This is a genomic window from Sphingopyxis sp., from assembly GCF_025869345.1.
Lineage (GTDB): Bacteria > Pseudomonadota > Alphaproteobacteria > Sphingomonadales > Sphingomonadaceae > Sphingopyxis.
The window spans coordinates 2,009-25,908 of the sequence record NZ_JAOZVW010000159.1; the positions used below are offsets into that span (position 1 = coordinate 2,009).

The 23,900-nt window shown below is 65.9% G+C and carries 19 protein-coding genes; 5 read left to right on the plus strand and 14 right to left on the minus strand.

Annotation, left to right across the window (positions count from 1 at the left end; genetic code table 11):
• Positions 1 to 87: 87 nt before the first annotated feature.
• The 10 genes from OJI97_RS19055 to OJI97_RS18020 all read right to left on the minus strand — a co-directional run bounded on the left by OJI97_RS19055 (position 88) and on the right by OJI97_RS18020 (position 11,801).
• A complete protein-coding gene (locus tag OJI97_RS19055) occupies positions 88 to 336 on the minus strand; it encodes a hypothetical protein (protein WP_367184789.1) in 249 nt (82 codons plus the stop codon).
• 18 nt (positions 337 to 354) lie between these two features.
• Positions 355 to 1,566, minus strand: a complete 1,212-nt coding sequence (locus tag OJI97_RS17980) for a flavin-containing monooxygenase (RefSeq protein ID WP_367184790.1) — start codon at positions 1,564 to 1,566, stop codon at positions 355 to 357.
• A gap of 92 nt (positions 1,567 to 1,658) precedes the next feature.
• Complete coding sequence (locus OJI97_RS17985; protein WP_297665775.1) at positions 1,659 to 3,002, minus strand: MFS transporter; 1,344 nt, start codon at positions 3,000 to 3,002, stop codon at positions 1,659 to 1,661.
• Positions 2,996 to 3,865 carry an SDR family NAD(P)-dependent oxidoreductase gene (locus tag OJI97_RS17990; protein ID WP_297665777.1) on the minus strand — a complete coding sequence of 290 codons (870 nt, stop codon included), beginning with the start codon at positions 3,863 to 3,865 and terminating at the stop codon, positions 2,996 to 2,998. The genes OJI97_RS17985 and OJI97_RS17990 overlap by 7 nt, the downstream gene beginning before the upstream one ends.
• A complete protein-coding gene (locus OJI97_RS17995) occupies positions 3,865 to 4,665 on the minus strand; it encodes an acetoacetate decarboxylase family protein (protein ID WP_297665778.1) in 801 nt (266 codons plus the stop codon). Before OJI97_RS17995 ends, OJI97_RS17990 begins: the two co-directional genes overlap by 1 nt.
• Positions 4,666 to 4,736: 71 nt before the next feature.
• The gene (locus OJI97_RS18000; RefSeq protein ID WP_297665779.1) at positions 4,737 to 5,723 is read right to left on the minus strand and encodes a Rieske 2Fe-2S domain-containing protein; all 987 of its coding nucleotides are present in this window, start codon (positions 5,721 to 5,723) and stop codon (positions 4,737 to 4,739) included.
• A 149-nt stretch (positions 5,724 to 5,872) separates the two neighbouring features.
• Positions 5,873 to 6,778, minus strand: a complete 906-nt coding sequence (locus OJI97_RS18005; protein ID WP_297665780.1) for a LysR family transcriptional regulator — start codon at positions 6,776 to 6,778, stop codon at positions 5,873 to 5,875.
• Positions 6,779 to 6,870: 92 nt separating this feature from the next.
• On the minus strand, positions 6,871 to 8,064 hold the full coding sequence (locus tag OJI97_RS18010; protein WP_297665782.1) for an amidohydrolase family protein: 1,194 nt from the start codon (positions 8,062 to 8,064) through the stop codon (positions 6,871 to 6,873).
• Between the two features lie 139 nt (positions 8,065 to 8,203).
• The gene (locus OJI97_RS18015) at positions 8,204 to 9,472 is read right to left on the minus strand and encodes an MFS transporter (protein WP_297665784.1); all 1,269 of its coding nucleotides are present in this window, start codon (positions 9,470 to 9,472) and stop codon (positions 8,204 to 8,206) included.
• 13 nt (positions 9,473 to 9,485) lie between these two features.
• Positions 9,486 to 11,801, minus strand: coding sequence for a TonB-dependent receptor (locus tag OJI97_RS18020; RefSeq protein ID WP_297665786.1), 2,316 nt, complete (start codon positions 11,799 to 11,801; stop codon positions 9,486 to 9,488).
• 317 nt (positions 11,802 to 12,118) lie between these two features.
• Between OJI97_RS18020 and OJI97_RS18025 the strand changes: the two genes are divergently transcribed.
• The 4 genes from OJI97_RS18025 (at position 12,119) to OJI97_RS18040 (ending at position 15,200) form a co-directional block, all read left to right on the plus strand.
• Entirely contained in the window at positions 12,119 to 12,649 is a 531-nt protein-coding gene (locus OJI97_RS18025) for a VOC family protein (protein WP_297665787.1), read from the plus strand.
• Position 12,650: 1 nt separating this feature from the next.
• Entirely contained in the window at positions 12,651 to 13,442 is a 792-nt protein-coding gene (locus tag OJI97_RS18030) for an SDR family NAD(P)-dependent oxidoreductase (protein WP_297665789.1), read from the plus strand.
• Positions 13,442 to 14,464, plus strand: a complete 1,023-nt coding sequence (locus tag OJI97_RS18035; protein ID WP_297665791.1) for an alcohol dehydrogenase catalytic domain-containing protein — start codon at positions 13,442 to 13,444, stop codon at positions 14,462 to 14,464. Before OJI97_RS18030 ends, OJI97_RS18035 begins: the two co-directional genes overlap by 1 nt.
• Positions 14,465 to 14,546: 82 nt before the next feature.
• Positions 14,547 to 15,200 (plus strand): TetR/AcrR family transcriptional regulator, encoded by a 654-nt coding sequence (locus tag OJI97_RS18040; protein WP_297665792.1) that lies wholly within the window; start codon positions 14,547 to 14,549, stop codon positions 15,198 to 15,200.
• 103 nt (positions 15,201 to 15,303) lie between these two features.
• Here the strand turns inward: OJI97_RS18040 and OJI97_RS18045 are convergent, their stop codons facing one another.
• Positions 15,304 to 15,789, minus strand: coding sequence for a 2,4'-dihydroxyacetophenone dioxygenase family protein (locus OJI97_RS18045; protein WP_297665793.1), 486 nt, complete (start codon positions 15,787 to 15,789; stop codon positions 15,304 to 15,306).
• 22 nt (positions 15,790 to 15,811) lie between these two features.
• Positions 15,812 to 18,181: an arylsulfatase gene (locus OJI97_RS18050; protein ID WP_297665795.1), complete on the minus strand. Its 2,370-nt coding sequence runs from the start codon at positions 18,179 to 18,181 to the stop codon at positions 15,812 to 15,814.
• Between the two features lie 235 nt (positions 18,182 to 18,416).
• Between OJI97_RS18050 and OJI97_RS18055 the strand changes: the two genes are divergently transcribed.
• Positions 18,417 to 19,412, plus strand: coding sequence for an AraC family transcriptional regulator (locus OJI97_RS18055; protein ID WP_297665797.1), 996 nt, complete (start codon positions 18,417 to 18,419; stop codon positions 19,410 to 19,412).
• Between the two features lie 205 nt (positions 19,413 to 19,617).
• On the opposite strand, the gene OJI97_RS18060 is transcribed toward OJI97_RS18055, so the two are convergent.
• A complete protein-coding gene (locus OJI97_RS18060; RefSeq protein WP_297665799.1) occupies positions 19,618 to 22,287 on the minus strand; it encodes a TonB-dependent siderophore receptor in 2,670 nt (889 codons plus the stop codon).
• A 41-nt stretch (positions 22,288 to 22,328) separates the two neighbouring features.
• Positions 22,329 to 23,900 (minus strand): serine hydrolase (locus tag OJI97_RS18065; protein ID WP_297665801.1); only part of this gene is annotated, 1,572 nt, incomplete at its 5' end.

Sequence of the window (23,900 nt, forward strand, 5' to 3'; positions counted from 1 at the left end):
CCGGTACTGCATCGGCCCTCAATCTGCCGGGCGCTGTATTTCTGGCCCCCGTATCTTTCCCGTGATGACGACCGTTAATAAGCCAATTCAAGCCGGCTGTTTCGCCCCCACCATCTCGAAATCGTCGAAATCGGGCTTTGCCATCACCTCGGCGAAATGGCCGTAGCTCCACGGCCAGGTCATCGGCACCCCGTCCTTGCCGAGATACCAGCTCGAACAGCCCGAGGCGAAGATCGTGCCCTGCGCGGCTGCGGTGCGCGCCCGGTCATAACCCGCCATCGCGTCGCGCGTAACGCAGATTTCGGCGCATTCGCCGGTCGCCACCTTGTCGAGCAATTGCTCGATATAGCCCCACTAGCGCTCGGCGACGTCGATCAGCGAGAAATTGCCGACCGGCCCCGTCGGCCCGTTCAAAAAGAAGAAGTTCGGAAAATCGGGGAGCGAGATCGCGTTATAGGCGGTCGCATGGTCGCGCCACATATCGTCGAGCGACGCGCCGCCGCGCCCGGTCACTACCGCCGGGCGGATGAAGCGGTCGGCATGGAAGCCGGTCGCGAGGATGATCAGGTCGAGTTCGTGCAGCACCCCGTCGCTGGTGCGGATACCCTGCGGCTCGATGCGCTCGATCCCCTCGATCACGATATCGACGCCGTGCTGCTGGACGACCTGATAATAGTCGGGCGAGAAGATCAGCCGCTTGCACGCCGCGCGGTAATTGGGGCGCAACCGTTCGCGCAGCACCGGGTCGGCGACGCTTTGTTCCAGATTGTCGTGCACGATCGTCTCGATGATATGCATCTCTTCGCTGTCGGGCTTGATGATGCCCGCGGTGAAGCGCAGCACGTTCGCCTGATAGTCGGGATCGTAGCGCACCGCGTCGATCAGCGCCGGGTCGCGGCGGAAGGCTTCGCGCTGTTCCTCCGTATAGGGCGTGTTCGGCATCGGCATGATCCATTGCGGCGAGCGCTGAAAATGGCCGAGCCTGGCCGCGCGCCCGGCAAGCGCCGAGACCAGCTGCACTCCCGTCGAGCCGCTGCCGATCACGCCGATCCGCCGCCCGTCGAGCGGGGTCGATTCGTCCCAGCGCGCGCTGTGCGCGACGGTGCCGGCAAAGCTGTCCAGCCCCTCGATCTCGGGCATTCGCGGGTGGTGGAGGACGCCGGTCGCGGTGATCACGACGTCGGCCTCGACGGTCATGCCCGCCTTGGTGGTGACGGTCCACACGCCGTCCGCATAGGTGCAGCTGTCGACCTCCTGCCCGAAATGCGCGATCTCGCGCAGGCCGAAGCGATCGGTCACATCCTCGAAATAATCCTGGATTTCGGGGCCGGGCGCCAGATAGCTGCTCCATTCGGCATTGGGCGCGAAGCTGTAGGTATAGGCGTGGGCGGGAACGTCGCAATTGAGCCCCGGATAGCGATTCTCGCGCCAGGTGCCGCCGATCGTATGCGCCTTTTCGAGCAGCGTGACGTGGCGATAGCCCGCCTCGCGCAGCCGGATGCTCGCCAATATCCCCGACATGCCCGCCCCGATGACGACATATCGCAAATCCAGATTGCGCTGCACGCTGTCCACTCCGCCTGATTATTCTCGCCTGCCCTCCTAGGCAGCCGCGGCGGCGCGAACATCACTCAAACGGACCATTTCGTATCGGCGAATCAGCCTTCGACCGCGCGCCGGTAGTGCGGCAGCGCCACCAGCAGCAGCACGATGATGAGCGGGAGAACGGCGGCGCCGGCGATCGCGATCGAATAGCCGAGCGCGGCCTGGTCGCCGAAGCCGAAATCGGTGATCGCGGCGATGACGCTTGCCCCCAGGCCCGTCCCGATCAGGTTGACGCACAGAAGCGAAATCGCGGTGACCTGGCCGCGGAGCTGGTTCGGCGTGACGTCCTGGATCGCGGTCAGCATCACGCCCTGCGACGCCTGTCCGATCAGCGTGCCGATCGCCATCATCGTCAGCGACAGAAACGCGGTCGGCATCAGCGGCGCGACGATGATCGGCACCCCCTTCAGCACGGTGGCGATCAGCACGACGCGCATGTTCGCGTCGGCGCGCCCGCTCTGCATCAGCCGCCCCGCGAGCCAGCCGCCCGACAAGGTGCCGACGGTGCCGCAGACGAGCATCACCAGCCCATAGGACAGGCCGACCTCGGCGGGGGTCATGCCATAGCTGCGCATGAGGAAGGTCGGGAACCACAGCGCGGTGCCGATCGCAAGCAGCGCGATCAGGCTGAGCGACCCGATCAGCGAGCCGAACAAGGTCCAGCGCTGCGCGATATAGTCGAAGCCTTCGCGAAGGCTGCTCTTCGCCGAAATGTCCGCCGCAACCTCCTGCCGCGCGGGTTCGCGGATCGTCAGCATCAGCGCGGCGACGATCAGCCCCGGCGCCGCGGCGCAGAGGAACACCGCCTGCCACGGTGCGAAAGTGCCCAGGAACGGCAGCGTCCATCCCCCCGCCCCGGTGAAGTGGCCGAGCAGCCAGCCCCCGAACAGCAGCGCAAGCCCGCCACCGATCGGATAGCCGATCGCATAGAAGCTGATCGCCAGCGCGCGGCGGCGGCGCTCGAAATAGTCGCTGATCAGCGAATAGGCGGTCGGGCTGAGCGTCGCCTCGCCGACGCCGACGCCGACGCGGGCGAGGAACAGGCCGATGAAGCTGCTGGTGAAACCGCACGTCGCGGTCATCAGCGACCAGAACAGCACGCCCCAGACGATCAGCGTCGCCCGCCGCTTCGTGCGATCGACGAAACGCCCGATCGGCAGCGCCGCAACGCTGTAGAGCAACGAAAAGGCAAAGCCCTGCAGCAGGCTGATCTCGAAATCGCTGAGGCCGAGATCCTTCTGGATCGGTTCGACCATCAGCGTCAGGACGCGCGCGTCGATCGCGCTGAAGCAATAGCCGGCGAACAGGATCGCGACGACGAGCCAGCGATAGACGCCGCGAGAGGGGGCGGCGTCCGCCGCTGGCGCGTCGGGCGCGGACGCCGCGGCGCTCACCATGCCGAAGGCGGGTCCCGCCGCGCCAATATCTGTTCGGTGCGCGCCGCGATCAGCACATCATTTTCTTCGCTCTCCGGCAGCAGCCAGAAGCGCTCGGCGCGCAGCCCGTCCAGCGCGAAGGCCGAAACCTCCGCGGGTTCGGTCAGCTTGAGCTTGAGCCCGGTGGTGCGGACCAGATCCTCCATCGTGCGATAGGCGACCTTCGTCTGCGCTTCATTCTCGACATAGTCCGCCGGACGGACCTCGCCCGAGGCCATGATCGCGGTGTTGACCGTGTGCGGGCCGGGGAAAAGAACGGCGGCGCGCAGCTTTCCACCCTCGCGCAGGAGCTGCTGGTGCAGCACTTCGGAGATGCTGGTGACCGCCGCCTTGGTCGCGGCATAGATCGGCGTGTTGGGCAGCGAACGCAGCCCGCCGTTGGTCGAGCTGGTGTTGATCACCACGCCCTCCTGCCCCGCCTCGATCATCCGCGGCACGAAGGCGGCGATGCCGTGGACGACGCCGAGGACGTTGACGTCGATCCCCCAGCGCCAGTCGCTGAGCGGCAAAGCCCAGATCTTGCGCTGCGCCTCGCCGAGGCCGACGCCGGCGTTGTTGAAGAGCAGGTGCACCGTATCGAAATGCGCGAACACCTGGTCGGCGAGCGACCGCACCGACGCCTCCTTGGTGACGTCGCAGGCGATAGCGAGCACCTCGCCGCTACCCAGCGCGTCGATCTCCGCGCGCACCGCCTCGAGCCGCCCCGGATCGATATCGGCGATCACGACATGCGCGCCGGCGCGGGCGAGGTCGGCGCACAGACATTTGCCGACCCCGCTCGCTCCGCCGGTGACGACCGCCACCCGGCCCGAAAAGTCCCGCATCAGGCGGCCTTCCGCGCGCCGACGTCGAGGCCGGTGTTGCGCGGGTCGTCGTGGCGGCCGACCCAATGCGGCGCGATCCATTCGCCAGGCACCTTGCGCAGCAGCGTCCCGCCGGTCGCGGTGCCGCCCTCGACATATTCCATGTCGACAAGACGGCGGACCGGGATGTCGGCGAGCGGATCATAGGGCGATTCACGGAGCGTGATCGTCCCCGTCATCGCGCGGCGGCCGCTGTAGTTGCGCTGCCAGTTGAGGCGGGTGAGGAAGACATCGCCGTCGAACTGGCCCGGCGTGTCGATCGACGGCATGCCCTTATAGCAGAAAAGATGCTCCTCGAACGCCAGCGGCGCGTCGACCGCCTCGCCGATCGTGCCCTCGATCTCGAAATAGGCGATGCCGTGGCGCGAACAGGTCGCGCGCAGATGATCGCCGTTTCGCTCGAAATGCGTCTCGGCGATTTTCTTCGGCTCGCCGAAGCGCTCGCGGCCCGAGGTGACGACGGTTTCGCCCTCCATCGCCATGTGGAAGCAATAAGCCCCCGGCGCGCCCTCGTGCGTGCAATTGACGCCGACGGTCAGCGCGCCGATCTCGACGGTGTCGGTTTCGGTCACATGCATCGCGACATGGACCATCTGCAGCCAGATTTCGGGCCGCTCGACCGCGACCAGCGGCTGCGGCAGCAGCGCCGCGATCACCTCGGGATCGGTTTCGTAGGTGGCACGGATGCCATAGACGGTATTCTTGAGCATTCCCGGCGCGCGGGTTTCGACGGGTCCCTGGACATAACGCAATCTGGACATCGCAATATTCTCCCAATGGCGCCCGCGGGCGCGGTTAGCGGATCGATCCGCATCGAACGGAAAAAGGGGTGTTATTCGGCCGCTTCGATCAGGCGGCTGCCGTCGGGGCCGTCGGCATAAAATTGCTCGAAATAGCGGCGGAAACGCAGGATCGGGCCATCGCCATCGCAGAGATACGGCCGCGCGCGGTGGATCTTGTTGTGCCAGATCGGAATGTCGCCCTCGACGCCCTTTTGCCCACACGTATTCTCGATCGCCGCCTCGATCGCCTTTTCCTGCGGCGACCCCGGCTCGACCTTCGGGTGCGTGAAGCAGAAGCGCAGTTCGACGTCGTCGGCCTCGACCGGCGTCGCGATCACCAGCAGTGACAGCTCGACGAGCCCGCTCAGCCGCGTGAACTTCTGCCCCGCCCCGTTCTGGACGGTTTCCACCGAATAGGGGAGCTGCTTGCGCTCGCCCGACGGCAGGTCGATCGTCCGGTGGCCGCGCGCGACGCTGCGCCGCCGGACGCCGTCATAATCGGTCTCGCCCTCGGGCACCGCGTCCATCGCATGGACATAGGCGAAATGCGCGACGTCGACGCCGTTTTCGGCAATTTCCTGCGGATTGCTGGCAAAGCGCCATTCGCGCTTGACCGGCTCGGCAAAGGCCGGGTCGGTGAATTCGGGATAATCGATGACGTCGAACATCGGCGCGGCGTCGTCGGGATGATACCAGGCCCAGATGACCCCGCTCTTTTCGGCGACCGGATAGGATTTGGCGAGCGGCTCGCGCTTGGCGCGCGGCGGAAAGGCCTTGGCATAGGGGATCGCGCTGCAGAAGCCGTCGGGGCGGAACGCCCAATGGTGAAAGGGGCAGCGCAGGCTGTCGCCCTCGACCTGTCCGCCATGCCCCATATGCGCGCCGAGATGCGGGCAATAGGCATCGAGCAGCCCCGCCTCGCCGTTCTCGTTGCGGAACAGCACGAGGTCGCGCCCGAAATAATGGACCGGCCGGACATCGCCCTGCTTCAGCTCGGCGCCATAGCCGACCCCGAACCAGCCATAGGGGATGGGCATCGGAAAGCGTTCAACCTTTGGCAACGTCAGTCTCCCGGATGGCCGTCCTTGCCGGGCGGCTCTTGTGGGACGAGTGTATCGCCTGCAGCGCCGGAGGTAAGACCCAAATGGCGCACAGTTTGTGCGTGCTGGCGAACAATGAAGGGGCCTCAATATCGCGCCGCGAGCGACGCCGCCATCGAGGGGCGGACCTTCACGCGCGAGAATTGGCGAACCAGATAGTCGATGAAGGCGCGCGTCGCGACCGACATGATCCCCGGCGAATAGACGACCCAGCATTTGCGGTCGTAAAAGGACCATTCGGCGTCGAGCGCGAGCATTCCGCCGCTGGCGAGATCCTGACGGACGATGCTGACCGGCAGACTCGCGATGCCGAGTCCCCGGCGCGCGGCGCTGCGCAGCGAGATGCCGCTGTTGCTCATCCAGCGCGCATTGACCTTGATGCTGACGTCGTCGTTGAAGCTCATCGTCGCGCTGAGATCGGTCAGGCAGTCATGGTCGAGCAGATCCTGCGGCGCCTGCGGCCAGCCGCGCGCCGCGACATATTGAGGCGCGGCGCACAGGCAATAGGACAGATAGCCGAAGGTGCGCGCGCGCAGGTTGGAATTGGGCAGGACGCCATAGCGGATGACGACGTCGAAACGCTCCTGGACGATCTCATTCTCGTTGAGATAGGCGATCGGCTCGATCACGATGCCCGGATGCTCGATGCTGAATTCGGCGAGCAGCGACGACATGAAATCGGAGCCGAAGATGTCGCTGAGGCCCACCCGCAATCGCCCGACCGGCTCGGTGCTGTAGCGGCCGACCTGCTTTTCGACTTCGCCGAGGCGCATCTGCAGGTCGGCGCACTCGCGATGGAAACTCTCGCCCGCGCCGGTCAGCGAAAGACGGCGCGTGGTGCGAAGGAGCAGTTGGACCCCCAGCCGTTCCTCAAGCTCATGCACCGTCTTGCTGACATAGGATTTGGAAACCCCCAGATGATCGCCCGCCGCCGTAAAACTGCCCTGCTCGACAACCGCCAGAAATTCCTCGATTCCGCGCCAGCTCGACATCAGCCCATCCCAAAAGGCCGGGATGCTATCAAGCAGGCGCCCGAATGCAATCGGCTATACGCCCCTCCCCCAAGGGGAAGGGCTTGTCTCGCTCATTCCGCCGCCTGTTTGACGAACAATTCGCGGCGCGGGCCGATTTCGCCCGCGACCTTCCACAGCGCGTCGGCATCGACGTCATAGACGTCGAGCGCGTTGATCCCGAGCATCGCCTGGATATCGTCGTCGGGCAGGCCGCCAAGGCTGATCGTCATCTTTTCGAGCGTGCTCGGCCAGGTGCCTTCGGGGTGCGGATAGTCGGTGCCCCACAGGATGCGGTCGACGCCGATGTCGTAATAGGCCTGCGTCGTTTCCTCGTCGGGCAGCGCCGAACAGCCGACCCAGACGTTGCGCGCGAAATACTCGCTCGGCTTCATGCTCATATTGGCATAATAGTCACCGAGCTTGCCGCTCGTGTGCTTGGCCGAAGCGCGGATGTCCATCAGCTGCATCACCCAGGGGAACCAGAATTCGCCGCCGGCCTCGGTGAAGCAGACCTTGAGATTCTGATATTCCTCGAACACCCCGCCAAAGGTCATCGACCAGAGCGGCCGCGTCATCCAGAAGGCGAATTCGCACAAATAGGTGCCGATCCAGCCGGGCTGGGTCGTGTCATAGGCCGGCGCCCCGCCCGAGTGGAAATGGAGCGGCATGTTCAGGTCCTGGAGCATCGCCCAGATGCGGTGGTATTTGGTGTGGTTGTAGAGGTCATACCCCTCGGTGATCGCCGGGAAAAACACGCCCTTCAGCCCGTTCTTGCGCGCCCATTCGATCTCCTTCGCGGTTTCGTCGAGATCGTAGAGCGCCGGGATCACCGCAAGGCCGATGCGCCGGTGCGGATCGTCCTGGCAGAATTCGGCGAGCCAGCGGTTGTGCGCGCGGGCGCCCGCCCATTGCAGCTCGGCGCGCGCGGCGGACGGCCGCAGCCCGATGTCGGCGCCGAACGGCGGCGCGTTGCGTTCGGTGATGCCGTCGGGGAAGAGCACTTCGGCCGCGACGCCGTCCTGATCGAGCACGCGGTTGCGGATCGTGCCGTCCCACGCGCCCTCGAGCCCGTCGCCGACGCGCGCGCGCCACTTGTTGTTGAAATCGTCGATCAGGAAGCGCTTCTCATGCTCTTCGCGCGCCTTGATCTCGAGCTGGACGGTCTCGTCGAACTGCTGATGATATTTCGATTCGAGATAATCGCGATATTGCTCGGGCGGGAGGCCGACATGGCCGTCCGACGAAATGACAAGATAACGATCCATGATTCCTCTCCGCTTCATTCATTCCAAAGGCGCCCTGCCCGACCGCTCGCGCAGGTCAGGCAGAGCGCATGACGATGATCCGACATTATGCGCTTCGCGCGCGCGAAAAAGCGGCCCGGCGGCAACGCACTATCGCTCGTCATGAACAATGTTCGAGCCGGATGGGGGCCGGACGCAGGCTGGCAAGCAACAGCCCGCCGCAGATCGCCACCGCGATCGCGAACGGAGCAGGGAGCCAAAGCTGATACGCCATCGACGCGGCGATCGGCGGCAGGGTGATCGATGCGCCGGCAATCAGCGTGATCGCCGACGCGATGCCGACCTGCTCCCGCGCCGTCCCTGCGAGCGACGCCGCCGCGCTGAAGCCCGGTCGCGCGAGGCCGTAACCGAAGCTCGCCAGCACAAAGCCCGAGACCGCCGCCCAGATGCCGCCATCGAGCATGGCCGCAATATTGCCGACGCAAGCCAGCCCGGCGCCGACACGCATCATCGCGGCGGGCGACAGCGACAGCAGCCGCACGAGCCCCCATTGGGCGAGCAGCGCGGCGATCGCGCCGCTCGTCATCGCGAGGCCGATCATCTGCTGCGCGGTCAACGCCGCCGGCGGCGTGCGATCGATGATGACGAAGCCGATCGTATAGAGGTTGATCGCCTGCGCCGAACAGAGAAGCAGCCCGAAATTGAGATTGCGGCCGATCGCCCTCCGCCGCCACACCTCGGTGAGCGAGGGCGCGCCAGAATCACCGAGCGCATCGCCGAGCGGACCGCCGGGCACCGCGGCCGCTCCCGGTGAAATGGCCGGAAGAAATATATAGCTTCCCCCGAGCGCCAGCAGCCCGAACAACGCGAAACCGAGCATCGGCCCCAGGGGGCCCAGCGGATCGACCATCATCGCGGGCGCGATCGCGGGGCCGACGATCGTCCCCAGGCTGAGCGCGCCGGCGAGTCCCGTGATCGCCTGCGTCCGCTGCTCGCCCTCGGTCCGCGCCGCGACGAATGCCTGCGTCGCGGTCGCCGCCGCCGACCCGAGCAGGCCATAGACCGAGCGCAGGACAGCGAAGCAGCCAAAGGTCGCGAGCGGCGGCAGCAGGCCGGTCAGGCCAAGCTCGACCGACAGCGCGCAGCCGCCCATCGACAGCAGGAAGCCGACCAGCCCGGCGCGGATGTAAAAGGCGGCCCCGGCCCGCTCGATCCGCGACACCCAGAAGGGCGAACTGATCGCCCAGGTCAGCGCCGAGACCGAGAAGATACCGGCGACGAGGAAATCGGGGATATGCAGCATCCGCCCGATCGCCGGCATCACCGACACGAGGCCGAGATTGCCGATCGCGGTCAGGAAGGTGACGCCCCCCAGAAAGGGCAGCACCCACCGCGACCCGGCGAACGACGGGGAGGACAGCGCCGACATCGAACCGCCCCGATCAGAAGCGAATGCGCAGCTCTCCGCCGAAGCTCCGCGGATCGCCGAACTGGCTGAGCGTCAGGATGCTGAGGTTGATCGCGCTGACCAGATATTCCTTGTCGGTCAGATTCTTGCCCCACAGCGCGACCTCGGCGGTCGTGCCGCCGCCCAGCGCGATTCCGGCGAGCGCGATGCGCCCGTCGAGCAGGCCGTAGGACGGCATCTTGGCCAGCGGATCGGGGGTGATCGACGAGAACTGGCTGCTCCGCCAGCTATAGTTGAGGCTGGTCTCGAGCCGCGCGCCGCCGACATCGTGACGATAGAGCGCGCCGATCTGGTAGTTCCATTTGGGCACGCGCGAGAGAACATAGGTCTTGGTGACGTCGGTGCCGTCGGGCAGGACGAAGTCGGTGTAGCGCGCATCGACATAGCCGCCGCCGAAGTTGAAGGTCAGCCCGTCGACCGGGCGCAGCGTCCCCTCGACCTCGAAGCCCGTAAATTTCGCTTCGCCCGCGTTGATGATGTTCGTCGTCACCAGCGACGGGACGAACACGCCGGCCTGAAAATCCTTGTAAATCGAATGATAGACGGCGGCGCTCAGGTTGAGCGCATTGCCGAGGCCGGCATATTTCATACCGAGTTCGAACGACGTCAGCTTTTCCGGGTTATAGGCCGTCATGAAGGCGCTGTTGGTCGCCGCCGTGTCGTTGATGCCGCCGCTCTTGAAGCCCGTCGCGACGCGCGCATAGACCGAGAAATCGGGCCGGAACTTGTAGAGGATGTTGAATTCGGGATTGAATCGCTTCCAGACACCCGAATTTTCGAGCGGGGTCAGATCGGTGTAGCCGATCCCGCCGGAACCCGGCCGTGCCCCCGCGGCGGGACCGCCGCTGCGGGTGATCGGATTGCCGTCCTTATCGCGCAGGAACACCCCCGATCCGGGCGAGGCCGGATCGGTTCGATAGGCGGAATTGGACAGCAGCAACTCATAGGCCTGCTTGGATTCGCGCGTGTAACGAAGTCCGACCGACGCCGTCAGGCGCTCATCAAGCGCGCGCGGCGTCCACGCAAGCTGGCCGTAGCCGGCATAGGATTTCGAATGGCCGCCGCGTTCGCTGATGTCGAAGGCGTTGCCGCCGAACTGAAAGTTCCAGCGCGGATTATAGACGGAATAATCATCGTCGAGATAGAAGGCGCCGAGCGTGTATTTGAAGTCGCCGACGGTCCCGATCGCCTGGAACTCCTGCGTAAACTGCTTGTAATCATTGTCGAGGATGATGCGCAGCAGGTCGAGCGGCGTGCCGTCGAAATCGCTTGCCGACCGGGTCACGGCGGTTCGCCGCGCGGTGATCGACTTGAGCGTCAGGTCGCCGAGACCCGGCTGCCATTCGAGCGTCAGCGCATGGCCGTTGGTGCGATAATCGCTGCGCAGCGCACTTTGCGCCCCGATCTCGCGCGTTCGCCCGGTGACGACATAGGGTTTCATCAGGGCGTTGAGGAATGCAGTCTGGCCCGATCCGGTGACCGCGGTGGCGGCAAGCTGGTTCGGGGTGCCCTTGCTGTCCGAAATATCATAGCTGTAGAGCGCGCTGAAGCTGTCCGACGGGCGCCACAGAAGGTCGGCCCGCGCCGCCCACAATTCTTCCTCGCCGAAATTCTCCTTGCGCAGCGAATTGCGGTAATAGCCGCCGTCGAGTTTGGTGATCACGCCGACCTTGGCGCTGAAACCGGCGACCTCGGGCAGGTCGACCGAAATCCGCTGGTTGAACTGCCCCCAGCTTCCGGCGCCCGCCAGATATTGCCCGCCGAACTCGCCGCTCGGCTTGCGGGTGATCAGGTTGACCGCGCCGCCGATCGTATTCTTGCCATAGAGCGTGCCCTGCGGCCCGCGCAGCACCTCGACGCGTTCCAGATCGACCGTGTCGAAGGCGGCGCCGGTCGACTTTCCGATCGGCACGCCATCGATATAGAGACCCACCGGCTGGTCGCGGGCGAGGCTGGTGTCGGCCGACGGCGACAGACCGCGGATGGTGATCAGCGGACCATAGCTGTTGCCGATGGTTTCGTTGATCTGGATGTTCGGGACGATCGTCGCGATGTCCGTCACGGTGCGAACCTGCGCACGGTCGATCGCGGCGCTGCTGACCGCCGAGACCGAGATCGGCACATCGACCAGCCGCTCTTCGCGGCGCTGCGCCGTGACGACGATTTCGCCCTCGCCGGACGCTGCGCTGTTCGCCGCCGCGCCTTCGGATGCTTCCTGCGCCATCACGACCGATGAACTCAACGCCGTCGCGGCCATGACCGCCCCAAAGGCAGCGTTCCGAAATGCCATAATTCCTCCCTCTCCAGCAGCAGCCTCTTCCGAGCCGCCAATATCCGGGCTTCTTCCTGCTTGGCCCGATTACGGAGCGGGACGATAACCAACCTTCCGTGGCGATAAAGCGCACCATCGGAACTACACTGTTCACCCATGTGGCGAATAGCCGCACGCGCCGAAAAGGACAGCCTTCCGGTTCCCGAGCGATTTGCCGCCTGCAAAATCAGCGCCGTCGGTCATAAATCGAACCAATTGACCGGACTATCAGTTCAATATATTTTACCGCCGGTCGCCAGGGGATTGCGGCGACGCAAGGGAGGAGGCGCGTGCGGATGGCGGATGCAATATTCGGGGCGATCGACCAGCTCGGTTTTGTGGTCGCAGACCTCGATCGGTCGCTGTCCGGCCGGATGCGCGCACTGGGCCTTGGCCCGTGGACGGTTTTTCGAGGGGTGGCGCTCGATGGACGTTTTCGGGGGCAACCGACTCACGTCACGATCGACGTCGCCCTTGCCTATCAGGGCGATATGCAGATCGAACTGATCCAGCCGGTCGGCGACGCCCCCTCCCCCTATCGCGATGAAAGCGGCGCCCCGCTTTGCGGGATGCATCATATGGCGTGGATCGTCGACGACCTCGACGCCGCGGTGGCAAGCGCGGCCGCGCGGGGACTGTCGGTGGTGTTCACAGCGTCGAACCCCTCGACCCGCGTCGCCTATCTGGAGGTCGAGGGCGATACCGGCGTCCTGTACGAATTCATCGAGGGCGCCGGAATGCGCGAGATGGTGGCCGCCGGAATCGCCGCGACGCGCGGCTGGGACGGCAGCGACCCGGTAACGGTGATCGACCTCGGAGAGCAATGACATGACGAACAGACGGCTGACCGGCAAATCGGCGCTCATACTGGGGGTCGCCCCCGGCAATGTCGGCGAGGCGATCGCACGGCGCTATATCGAAGAAGGCGCGCGCGTCACCATCGCGGGCCGCCGCGCCGACGCGCTCACCGAGGTGGCGGAAGCGATCGGCGCCGACTGGCAAGCGTGCGACATCACCGTGGACGGCGATCCCGAACGGCTCGTCGCGGACACCGCGGCGCGCCAGGGCGGACTCGACATCGGGGTCAACGCGACCGGCTGGGGATTGCTCAAGCCCTTCCTCGCCATGACGCGCGAAGACCTCGACGCGATGAACGCGGTGCAGTTTACCGGCCCCTTCCGCTTCTTTCAGGCGCTCGTCGCGGCGATGCCGGCAGGCGGATCGATCATCCAGATCTCGTCGGTCACCGCGACGATCATGTTCGACGACCACGCCGCCTATATGGGGACCAAGGCGGGGATCGACCATGTCGTTCGCTGCATCGCGCACGAATTCGGCCATCAGGGCATCCGCGCCAATTCGATCGCGCCGGGAGGCGTCGTCGATGCGCCGATGTCGGGCGGCGGGCTGATGCTGGACAGCGTCGCCTCGCTCTACCGGCGCGAGGTGCCGCTCGGGCGGAGTACGCGCTGTGCCGACGTCGCCAATGCGGCGCTGTGGCTGGCAAGCGCGGAAGCCTCCTTCATCACCGGTCAGACCATCCACGTCAGCGGCGGGCAGACGCTGCGCCGCAATCCTTCGATCGGCGAGGTCTATGCCGCTTATGGGGCAGCGGGCTGATGCGCGCGGCCGTCTATCACGGAGCGGACCGGCCGCTGACCATCGAACGGGTCGCCGACCCGCGTCCGAAGGCCGGCGAGGTGGTGATCGCGGTCGCGCGCGCGGGCATATGCGGGTCCGACCTGCATATGGCCGAATATGGCTTTGCGCCCGCAGGCACGATCTTCGGCCATGAGTTCGCCGGAACGATCGTCGAATGCGGCGCCGGGGTGCACGGCTGGGCGGCTGGCGACCGGGTGACCGCGCTGCCGCTTCATGTCTGTTCGCAGTGCGACGCCTGCGACGAAGGGCTTCCCGGCCTCTGCCGCACCGGCATCTTCACCGGCACCTCGCCGCTCGCGCAAGGCGCCTATGCCCAATATGTCGTCGCCCGCGCCGCGATGCTGCAGCGCCTGCCCGCCGGGGTCGGCTTCGACGAGGGCGCGATGGTCGAACCGCTCGCGGTCGCGCATCATGCGGTCGCGATGGCCGATCTCGGCGCCGCCGACGATGTGCTCGTGATCGGCGCCGGGCCGATCGGCGTCGCCGTGGCGCTGTTCGCGCGGCTCGCGGGCGCGCGCAGCGTCGTCGTCAGCGAACGCTTCGCCGATCGCCGCGCGCTCGCGCTGGCAGCCGGTGCCAGCGCGGCGATCGATCCCGGCGCCGGGCCGGTCGCAGCGGCTTTCTCCGCGCTTGCGGGCCGCGCGCCGCCGGTCATCTTCGAATGCGTCGGCGCGCCGGGGTTGATCCAGCAATGCATCGACCTCGCCGCTATCCGCGGCCGCGTCGTCGTGGCCGGCGCCTGCTTTCAGGACGATACCATCAAGCCGATCACCGGGCTTGCCACGGAGGTCTCCCTGCGGTTCAGTCAATGCTATACCGAGCGCGATTTCGAAGCGGTCATCGGGGCGATCGCCGCCGGCCGCGCCGACCCCGAGCCGCTGCATACGCGCACCATTGGTTTCGACGACCTGCCCGCCGCCTTCGGCGCGCTTCGCAAACCATCGGCCGATTGCAAGATATTGATCGATCCCGCCGCCTGATGCCGTCGCGACGGAAGCAGCGGCACCGCGGGCGAGATCATTCCCATTCCCCGATCGCGCGGAATGCCATAGGGCGTGACGCATGAGCACGGTCAAACCCTCTCGCCCCAGGGGCCTGCGCGCGGGCGGGCGGAACGGTTTCCAGCAACAGCGCAAGGAACGGACCCGCGCCGCGATCCTGGCGGGTGCGGCCTCCGTCTTTTCCGCCACCCCCTATGTGTTCGCGACGATCGACGAGTTGATCGCCGCGGCAGGGGTCAGCCGGGCCACTTTCTATAGCTATTTCGATTCGAAGCTGTCGCTTGCGCTCGCCATTTACGATTCGATCGAGGGCGACTGGCAGGGTCTTTACAGCGAACTGTCGTCGATGAGCCCGCCCGACCGGCCCGGCCTTGAAGACTGGCTCCGCCGCCTCGCCCAAATTTATGTCGAGCATGGCTATGTCACGTCGCTCGTCATCCAGCTCGCGACGTTCGAACCCAGCTTCAGGCAGCGGCTTCGCGACGACGGCGACCGATTGATCGACACGCTGGGCAGCGCAGGCGTCGGCGGCTTCCGCACCGCCCTGTCCGGGAAAGCCGAACGCGTGCGCGCTCGTTTGATGCTGACCCGGCTCGACCAGATTTGCTCGGAACTCGCCGCAGACGGCATCCTGTCCGCCGAAGAGCGATCACTCTATGTCGGAGCAGGCGCCGAGGATCTTCTCCGTTTCATCGAAGGGCAGGAAAAGGCGTAAATCGGGCATTTTTCGGACGTTCGGGGACGTGCCCGGAAGAACAAGCTGCTGGGCATGCCCGACGCCGCGCCCGTGATCGGTCAGCCAGCTAAGCGCATAGCCGTCAGGCGGCGAAGCTGGTGACGTCTTGCGCCTCGATGCCCTGCGCCTCGCAATAGGCGAGATAGCGATCGACCAGCGTGCGCCAGTTTTCGATGGCGATAACCTGGCCGGCGTCGTCGGTATAAAGAAGATCGCCCATGGTGATGTTGAGCGTGATGACTTCGTCGCCATGACTCTCGACTGCGACGGGGGTGTGGGCGCTGGCGGCGGTCTCGAACACGACGCTGCCCGGCTGCGCGACCCAGTCGTGCTCCTTATAGCGCCATGCTCCCTTGATCGTATAGACGATCACCGTGCCGCTATGGTGGTGGCGCGGCAGTTGCATCGATGCGGGCGCCTTGAGCAAGGTGATCGTCTCACCGCGCACAGGATCGGCCTTCAGCAGCTTGAGATGCACGTCCGGCGTATAGGGTGTGAACGGCACCCAAGGCAGCGCCTCATGGTCGATCAGCGCAGTATCCACATTCTCGAAGCTCATCGTCGCCATGGCATTGCTCTCCTGAAAATCGTCAATGTGCGGCTGGCGGCGGGGCCGCCTGCATCAGCGGCGCGATGTCGATCGTCACCGCGCGGATCGTGCCGGTGAAGGCCGGACCGGCGGCGCCGTAATCCTCGATCACCGGGGTCGCGGTGTCGGTGCCGACGTCAGCGCCATCGTCGGCCGAAAACATGATCGGCTGCGTCATATCGATGCGCCCCTCGGCCAGCAGCTTGCCGTCGGCGGACAGCCGTCCGGTGCCGCCCGCGCCGAGCTTGCCGCCGTCATAGGCGAACGCGAACCGCAGCGTCGTGGCGCCCGCCGGCAGCGCATCCGGCGCGGCGATGGTAAAGCGGCGCCTGCCCAGGAAATTATAGGTGAAAGCGGGCTTGCCATCCTTGAGATAGAGGCTCCAGCCGCCGAACCGGCCGCCCTGCGCGACGATCGCGCCATTGGCCGTGCCGCCCTCGCCAGCCGCCAGATCGGCGGTGATCGCGAACGAGCGGTTCTTGATGTTGAGGAAGGTGTTTTCGCTCATCGCCGTCATGCCGGGATAGAGTGTCAGGCTGGTGCGTCCGGCCATCAGGTCGGGGCGCCCGACCAGCGCGGCGTTGAGCCGCTCCAGCCGCCGGTCGTCGAGCGGCAGGACATGATATTTGACCGCCTCGGCGAGGAAGGCTTGCTGCATCGCCTTCAACCGCTCGGGATATTGCGCGGCGACATCGTGGGCGAGGCTGAAGTCGCGCCGCGTGTCGAACAATTCCCAGATATCCTCGGCGAGCGGCGCGCGCGGCTTTTGCGCCCACGGCTCCAGATGGATGGTGCGCGCCAGCCAGCCGCCCTGATAGAGCGCGCGATTGCCGAACATCTCGAAATATTGGGTGGTGTGACGATCCGCCGCCTTCGGATCGGCGAAGCTATATTCCATGCTGACACCGTCGAGCGGGATCTGCCGGACCCCGTTGACGCTGACCGGCGCGGGCAGCCCGGCCGCTTCCAGCATGGTCGGCACGATGTCGATGACATGATGGAATTGCGTCCGCAGACCGGGCATGCCGAGATGGCCCGGCCACGACACGACGAGCCCGTTACGCGTCCCCCCGAAGTCGGACGCGACCTGCTTGGTCCAGCTGAACGGCGCATCGCCGGCGAAGGCCCAGCCCGAGGCATAATGATTATAGGTGGATGGGCCGCCAAGCTGGTCGATCTGCTTCAGCTGCTCTTCGACCGGCTCCGGAACGCCGTTGAAATAGCTGTTCTCGTTGACGAGGCCGACCGCGCCGCCCTCGGCGCTCGCACCATTGTCGCCGACGACGTAGAAGATCAGCGTGTTGTCGAAACGGCCGAGTTGCTTGAGGGTATCGATCAACCGCCCGGCTTCGTGATCGGTCATCTCGGCGAACCCGGCGAACACCTCCATCTGGCGCGCGAACAGCCTTTTCTCGTCCGCCGACAGCGCGTCCCAGGCGCGAATGTCGTTGGGCCGGGGTGCCAGCGCCGTGCCCTTGGGCACCACGCCGAGCGCGATCTGCCGCGCCAGCGTCTGCTCGCGCATCGCGTCCCAGCCCGCGTCGAACTTGCCGCGATAGCGCGCGCTCCACTCGGGCGCGACATGGTGCGGGGCATGGGTCGCGCCGGGCGCGTAATAGAGGAAGAAGGGCTTATCCGGTGCCAGCGCGGAAATCGAACGCAGCCAGCCGATCGAGCGGTCGGTCATGTCGGTCAGGAAATGATAGCCGGGCGTGCGCGGCGGCTCGACCTGGCTCGTCCCGTCATAGATGGTCGGCGACCATTGGTTCGTCTCGCCGGCCACGAAGCCGTAGAATTTGTCGAAGCCCGCCCCCGTCGGCCAGCGGCCGAACGGGCCCACCGCGCTGACGTCGGCCGCCGGGGTCTGGTGCCACTTGCCGAACGCGCCGGTGGCATAGCCGTTGAGGCGCAGCACTTCGGCGATCGAGGCCGCGCTGCTCGGCTGGCGTCCGGTGTCGCCGGGAAACACCGTGGCGCTTTCCATAATCGAGCCGGTCTCGACATTATGATGATTGCGTCCGGTCAACAGCGCGGCGCGCGTCGGCGAACAGAGCGCGGTGGTGTGGAAATTATTGTAGCGGTTGCCCCGCGCCGCGAGGCTTTCGAGCGCGGGCATATGGACGGGGCCGCCAAACGCGCTCGATTGACCAAAGCCCATGTCGTCGAGCAGGATGATCAGGATATTGGGCGCCCGCGCGGGCGCCTGCACCGGAAGCGCCAGCGCGGGCGGGGTGGCGTCGCGCACGTCGAGCACACTCAGGTGCGGACGCTCGGGCTCGGCGATCGGCAGGACCGTGCGGTCGACCGCGGGAGCCGGAGCCGCCGCCGGTTGCGCCAGCACCGTCACGGCAAACAATGATGCCGCCAGCATCGCTATGGATCCCCCCTTGCGCCCGATCGATGCCATGTCTGCCCTCCCCCGCGGTCTGCGCGCTGCGTTTCGCGTGATGGGCCGCACCGGTCTCCCGCGCGGCGAACGTCTCAACCACGCAGGAGACCGGGCGTCGCCCCTCCTCGACCTCTCTCTTGCATGGCCTATAGCCGCGTGCACAAACGCAAAGTTGACTTTGCGCGCCAAATTGCAAATCGTCGCTGCGGAGGCGGCAATGAGCAAATGGATACGCAGCGGCGCGCTGGCCGGCGCCGCCGGCCTTATCGCCGACTTGCACGGCGATTTCGGCGCGCTGGCGGCAGACGCAGGGCTACGCGCCGAACTGCTTGCCGATCCCGACCTGCCGATCGAAGCAGCGGCCGTGCCGCGTTTCCTCGATCTGGCCTCCGACCGGCTCGATTGTCCCTCGTTCGGCCTCCAGCTCGGCCAGCGCCAGGACATGACCCTCTTCGGACCGCTTGGGCCGCTGATCCGCAACGCGGCGAACGTCGGCGATCTCGTGCGCAATCTGGTCGATTTTTTTCCGCTTCACACCCAGGGCGCGATCGTCGCGTTGAACGAAGAGGCCGACGATTGGCTGATGACCTATGATCTGGCGGCCGATGTCCATCCTTCGCATCGTCATGTCGTCGAACTGGGATTCAGCGTCCTGATCGCGGAAATCGCGCGGCACGTTCCCAACTGGCGCCCCGCGTATATGGCGTTCCGCCATGCCCCGCCGTCCGACAGGATGTGGCACGATCGTCTGTTCGGGCGGAACCTGCTGTTCAACGGCGACCGCAACGCCCTGATGCTCGATGCGGGCCTGCTGAAACATCCGATCCGCATCACCGGCGGGGATCAGGGGCAGACGCCGGGCATCGCCCGGCCCGGCCCGGCCCTCGCCGATCTCGTACCTTTCCATACGGAGCGCCTGGTACGCGCGAGCCTCCCCTCACGGCTGCTCGCTGTCAGCGAGGCCGCTCGACTGCTCCGCTTGTCGACACGCAGTCTCCAGCGGCGGCTCGCCGCCTCTGGAACGAGTTTCGCGGCTATCGTCGATGCCGTCCGTGCCGATCTGGCCCTCGCCTATCTCCGCGATTCGGATCTGACGGTCGCACAGATCGCCGAAACGCTGCGCTTTTCCGAAACCAGCGCCCTTTCGCGCGCCGTACGCCGCTGGCACGGACGGACACCACGGACGCTGAGGAAACGCGCCCGGCCGGCATGACGGCCTTGCAACAATTTTGCGATCATGGGTTACCGGAATCCGGGGAATGCCCCTGCTTCCTTCGAACACGAAGGCAATGGGAAAATCCGAACCGATCGGCCGACTCCATATCATTGTTACCAGTGAATAAGAGTCCCTTTGGACGGCGCAAAAAGGCGGGCATCGCAGGATGCCCGCCTTTTTCTTTACCGCTGACCTGGGGGGATCAGAGGCGAAGCTTGGCGCCGACCGTCACATAGCTGCCGATCGAGTCATAATGGATCGATCCGGCCGGGCTCAGCGGCGGATCGCGATCGAACAGATTGTTGACGTTGGCGAAGAGCGTGAAGCGCTCGTCGATATTCACCTGCGCGTTGAGATCGACATAGACGCGCGCCGAGGTGTCGTTGTTCGCGATGTTCAGCAGATGGTTATACTCCCCGCCGCCGACATAACGGACGCGCGCCGTGAAGCTCGCGTTATCGCTGCCGTAGGTAACGCTGCCGGTCCCCCGCCAGTGCGGCGTGCCGAAGGTGACGTCGCCGACGTCGCCGGCGCGGTCGATGACCGAGATGCCGTCGTCGATCACGACCTTCGACACATAGGTCGCCAGTGCGCGCAGGCGAAGCGTTCCGCCGCCGACCGGCTGCTGATAGCTCGCCTCGATGTCGACGCCGCTCGTCTTGTATTGCGCCAGATTCAGATAGGTCGAGTTGATCTCGGTCGGGCGGCCCTGACCATCGCGCGTGATCTGCGAGCAGGCGTTCTGGTTGCCGTTGCCGCACGCGGTGATGACGTCCTGGGCGTTCGGCGAGGTGATCGCGTCGCGCAGCTTGATGTCGAAATAATCGACCGCGAGGTTAAAGCCCGGCAGGAAGGTCGGGGTAAAGACCGCGCCGAGCGTCAGCGTGCTGCCGACCTCCGGCTTCAGGTTCGGGTTGCCGCCGCCGTAGCGCGTGACGCTGTACGACTGGCCGTTCTCGGACACCGTCGAGAAGGTGGTCGTGCGCGTCGTGAACAGTTCGGCAAGGCTGCCCGAACGGATATCGCGCGAGCGCGAAACGCGCAGCAGCAGATTGTCGAGGATGCGGTCGGTGGCGCCGAGCTTCCACGACCAGATGCCGCCGCTGGTGCTGTAATGGCTGTAGCGGGCGGCGGCGCTGAAATCGAGCTTGCTGAACGGCTGGTCGAGCAGCGGCACCGCGACTTCGCCGAAGCCTTCCTGCACGTTGAACCCGCCGTCGAGCGGCGAGAAGTTGAAGCGGCTGAAACCACGCGCCGTCGAAATCGGGTCGATGCTGTTCGTCACCTGCTTTTCCCAGCGCGCCTCGCCGCCGAAAGCGACCGAGACCGGGCCGGCCCAGGTCGAGAAGAGGTCGCCGCGCAGGCTGGCGCCCATGCTGTCGAGCTTGGTCGTGTAGACGACCTTGGCGAGGTCGCCGAACACATAGTCGATCGCGGCGGGATCGGCCCGGCCCGCGCCCAGAATGTTGAGCGGGCGGCACGCGGTGTTCGGGTCGGTCAGCGCGACCGCGCAGACGATGCTGTCGCCGACGCGGACCGCATCGAGCGCCTCGGTCATCTTCGAGCCGACGATCTGGTTGTGATAGCTCTGCATGTTGCGCAGTTCGCCATGGTTGTAATAGGCCGAATAGCGCCACGCGCCGTCGGCGAAGCTGCCGTCGACACCGATGCCGCCTTCGACATTCTGGCGGTAATAATCGAAGGTTCGCAGGCCGTAATCTTCGAAGACGCGACCGATCTTGACCGTCGTCTCCCCCGCGCCGAGCTGGCTGCGGATGCCGTCGAGATAGGGGTTCGAGGCCTTCAGCGTGTAATTGCCATATTCGGCATAGAAGGGATATTTGGCCCAGATGCGGCTGTACAGGCCATCGATCCAGAACGTCGCATCGCCGACCTCGAAGCTGGCGCGGGCATAGCCGTTGACGCGCTGATAGGGGTTGGCGAGCGACTTCTGGTCGCCGATCCCGCGGCCTTCGCCGCCGACCATCAGCGTTCCGTCCTGATTGATCATGCTGCCGTATTGATAGGGGCGCAGCGAGCCGTCGGCGGCGAAGGTCATGCCCTTGAGCGCGCCGGTGGTGATCAGGCCGTCGAGGCCCGTGTTGGCCGGATTGACGTCGCGCACGAGGATCTGCTCGTCGCTGCCCGCGGGCGTGAACAGGTCGGCGCTGCCGACATTCTTGCGCGCGTTACGGCTGAGAATGCCGTTGTCGTTCTGATATTCGCCGCCGATCATGAAATGGCCGCGGCCGCCGGCGAATTCGGTGCCGAAACTGCCGTTGATGCTGTAGCGATAGCCGTCGCCGCGCGTCGATATGCCGTTCTGGACGCCAAGCTTCAGGCCGGTCAGATTGTCGTCGAGGATGATGTTGACGACGCCGCCGATCGCGCCCGAACCCCAGGCCGCGCTCGCGCCGCCGGTGACGATCTCGACCCGCTTCACCATGTCCTGCGGGATGCTGTTGAGGTCCGACGCGCCGTTGAAGCGGCGGTTGTTGAGCAAGGTCAGCGTGCGGGTCGCGCCGAGGCCGCGAAGGTCCATTGCCGAGGTGCTGGAATTGGTGTTGGCGTTGGTGCTGTTCGGCGACACGGTCGCGCGGAACTGCGGCAGGTCGTTCAGCACCTGAGCGATGCTGGGACGCGCGCCCTGCGCCAGTTCGGATTCGCCGACCACGGTGGTCGGGGTCGGCGCGTCGAAGCCCTTGCGGTCGATGCGCGAACCGGTGACGACGATCGCCGAATCCCCGGCGTCGGCTTCGTCGCCAGCCTCCTGCGCCGCCGCCGCGCCGCTATAGGCCAGTGCGAGCACCAGGCCCATCGCGGCGCTGCCGCTCCTCAACAGGCCTTTCAGCCCGGTCCGATCGTTACGCATGGATATTCCCCTTTTTGAATGGCGTTGCATGAAATCGGCGGTCAGTCCGCTCGCGTGAAAAGCAGGTCGAAGGCGCGGCTCTCGCCAAAGCGGAGCGTCGTGACGGCGCCCGCGGCGTCGCGCTGGAACTTGACGACGATGCGCGAGGCGCGCGGCGCCGCGGCGCCGGTGAACACGTCGCGATAGGCCGGCGTCAGCATCTGGTCGGCCCAGCGCGGACCGCTGTAGACGAGCTGGCCATCGCGGGCCTGAAAGCTGAGGCAGGTTCGGGTTTCGGCCGAGCAGAAGCGCCCGGCATAGGGGACCGGGTCGACCGCGGTCACCGCATCGACCTTGCGATAGGGTATCTTCTCGCCCTCGCGCGTTTCGCGGACCAGCGCCCCCTTCGCGCCGAAGGCGAAGACATCCTCGCGCAGTATCCAGCGCCCAGGGCCGACCGGAACGAGCGCGCGGCCGTCGGCTTGCAGACCGCCTTTGCCATCGGCCTCGAAGCGTAGCGGCGCCCCGCTGACGCTATCGGCATAGAGGCCGGCCGGCGCGAGACCGCGCGGTGTATAAGGCTTGGTGCTGTCGGGCGGCAGGAAAATGTCCGCGGCCGCGCGCCCAAGCACCGGCGTATCGGCATCGCCCGCATTGCAGAGCAGCGACACGGCGAGCCGCTGAGCCGGATAACGCGCCATCCAGGCGCGATAGCCGCCGGTCGAGCCCGAATGGCTGACCTCCTGCTGGCCGCGATGATCGAGGTTCACCAGCGCGAGCGCATAGGCGATCGGCGTGCCGTCATTGAGTTTCGTCGTCTGCTGCATCTGGGCGGTGAAGCCCGGCCCGAAGGCATCGCTGTCGAGCGCCGCCTGCCATTTGACGAGATCGCCGACGGTGGTGAGCAGACCGCCGTTGCCATAGGCATCCTCGATCACCTGATCGTTGCGCCAGACGCCGTCCTCATATTCATAGGCCCCGGTGCGGCCGGGCACGATGTCGCCATGATCGTCGCGCCAGCGCGTGCTGGTCATGCCGAGCGGCGCGAAGATGCGGTCGCGGGTGAAATCGGCGAGCGATTGCCCGCTGACCCGGTCGACGACGATCGCCAGCAGATTGTAATTGCTGTTGCTGTAGAGATAATGGCTGCCCGGCGCGAAATTGAGCTCGCTCTGGCGCGCGGCGATTTTCAGCACATCGTCGTTGTTCGCGGTGCGCGAATTGCGCGGCCATCCTTCGATCGCCGCGACCGATCCCCAATCGCGCAGGCCGCTGGTGTGGTGCAGCATGTGCGCGATCGTCACCGGCGCGGCATAAGCGGGCAATTCGGGAAGATATTTGCGGATGTCGTCGTCCAGCGACATCTTGCCCTCGCGCACCAGCATCAGGATCGCGGCGGCGGTGAACTGCTTCGAATCCGATCCCGCCTCGTAGATGCTGTCGACGGTGGCCGGAACGCCGAGTTCGAGGCTGGCCATGCCATAGCTTCGCATCGCGATCGGCTGTCCGTTTCGCGAGATCGCGATCGAACAGCCCGGCGTATCGTCATGCGCCCAGCGCGCGAACAGCGCGTCGAGGCGTGGGGCGGGGGGGGGGGGGCGCGCCGCCCGCCCGGGCCCCGGCCCGGGGGGGGG

Coding starts and splice junctions, on each gene's coding strand:
- OJI97_RS18045 (WP_297665793.1), bottom strand. CDS start 15,789: ATGGCGACGATGAGCTTCGAGAATGTGGATACTGCGCTGATCGACCAT.
- OJI97_RS17985 (WP_297665775.1), bottom strand. CDS start 3,002: ATGGTGAGCGCCGCGGCGTCCGCGCCCGACGCGCCAGCGGCGGACGCC.
- OJI97_RS18050 (WP_297665795.1), bottom strand. CDS start 18,181: ATGCTGGCGGCATCATTGTTTGCCGTGACGGTGCTGGCGCAACCGGCG.
- OJI97_RS18055 (WP_297665797.1), top strand. CDS start 18,417: ATGAGCAAATGGATACGCAGCGGCGCGCTGGCCGGCGCCGCCGGCCTT.
- OJI97_RS18040 (WP_297665792.1), top strand. CDS start 14,547: ATGAGCACGGTCAAACCCTCTCGCCCCAGGGGCCTGCGCGCGGGCGGG.
- OJI97_RS17990 (WP_297665777.1), bottom strand. CDS start 3,865: ATGCGGGACTTTTCGGGCCGGGTGGCGGTCGTCACCGGCGGAGCGAGC.
- OJI97_RS18005 (WP_297665780.1), bottom strand. CDS start 6,778: ATGTCGAGCTGGCGCGGAATCGAGGAATTTCTGGCGGTTGTCGAGCAG.
- OJI97_RS17995 (WP_297665778.1), bottom strand. CDS start 4,665: ATGTCCAGATTGCGTTATGTCCAGGGACCCGTCGAAACCCGCGCGCCG.
- OJI97_RS18015 (WP_297665784.1), bottom strand. CDS start 9,472: ATGTCGGCGCTGTCCTCCCCGTCGTTCGCCGGGTCGCGGTGGGTGCTG.
- OJI97_RS18030 (WP_297665789.1), top strand. CDS start 12,651: ATGACGAACAGACGGCTGACCGGCAAATCGGCGCTCATACTGGGGGTC.
- OJI97_RS18000 (WP_297665779.1), bottom strand. CDS start 5,723: ATGCCCATCCCCTATGGCTGGTTCGGGGTCGGCTATGGCGCCGAGCTG.
- OJI97_RS18020 (WP_297665786.1), bottom strand. CDS start 11,801: ATGGCATTTCGGAACGCTGCCTTTGGGGCGGTCATGGCCGCGACGGCG.
- OJI97_RS18025 (WP_297665787.1), top strand. CDS start 12,119: ATGGCGGATGCAATATTCGGGGCGATCGACCAGCTCGGTTTTGTGGTC.
- OJI97_RS18035 (WP_297665791.1), top strand. CDS start 13,442: ATGCGCGCGGCCGTCTATCACGGAGCGGACCGGCCGCTGACCATCGAA.
- OJI97_RS18010 (WP_297665782.1), bottom strand. CDS start 8,064: ATGGATCGTTATCTTGTCATTTCGTCGGACGGCCATGTCGGCCTCCCG.
- OJI97_RS18060 (WP_297665799.1), bottom strand. CDS start 22,287: ATGCGTAACGATCGGACCGGGCTGAAAGGCCTGTTGAGGAGCGGCAGC.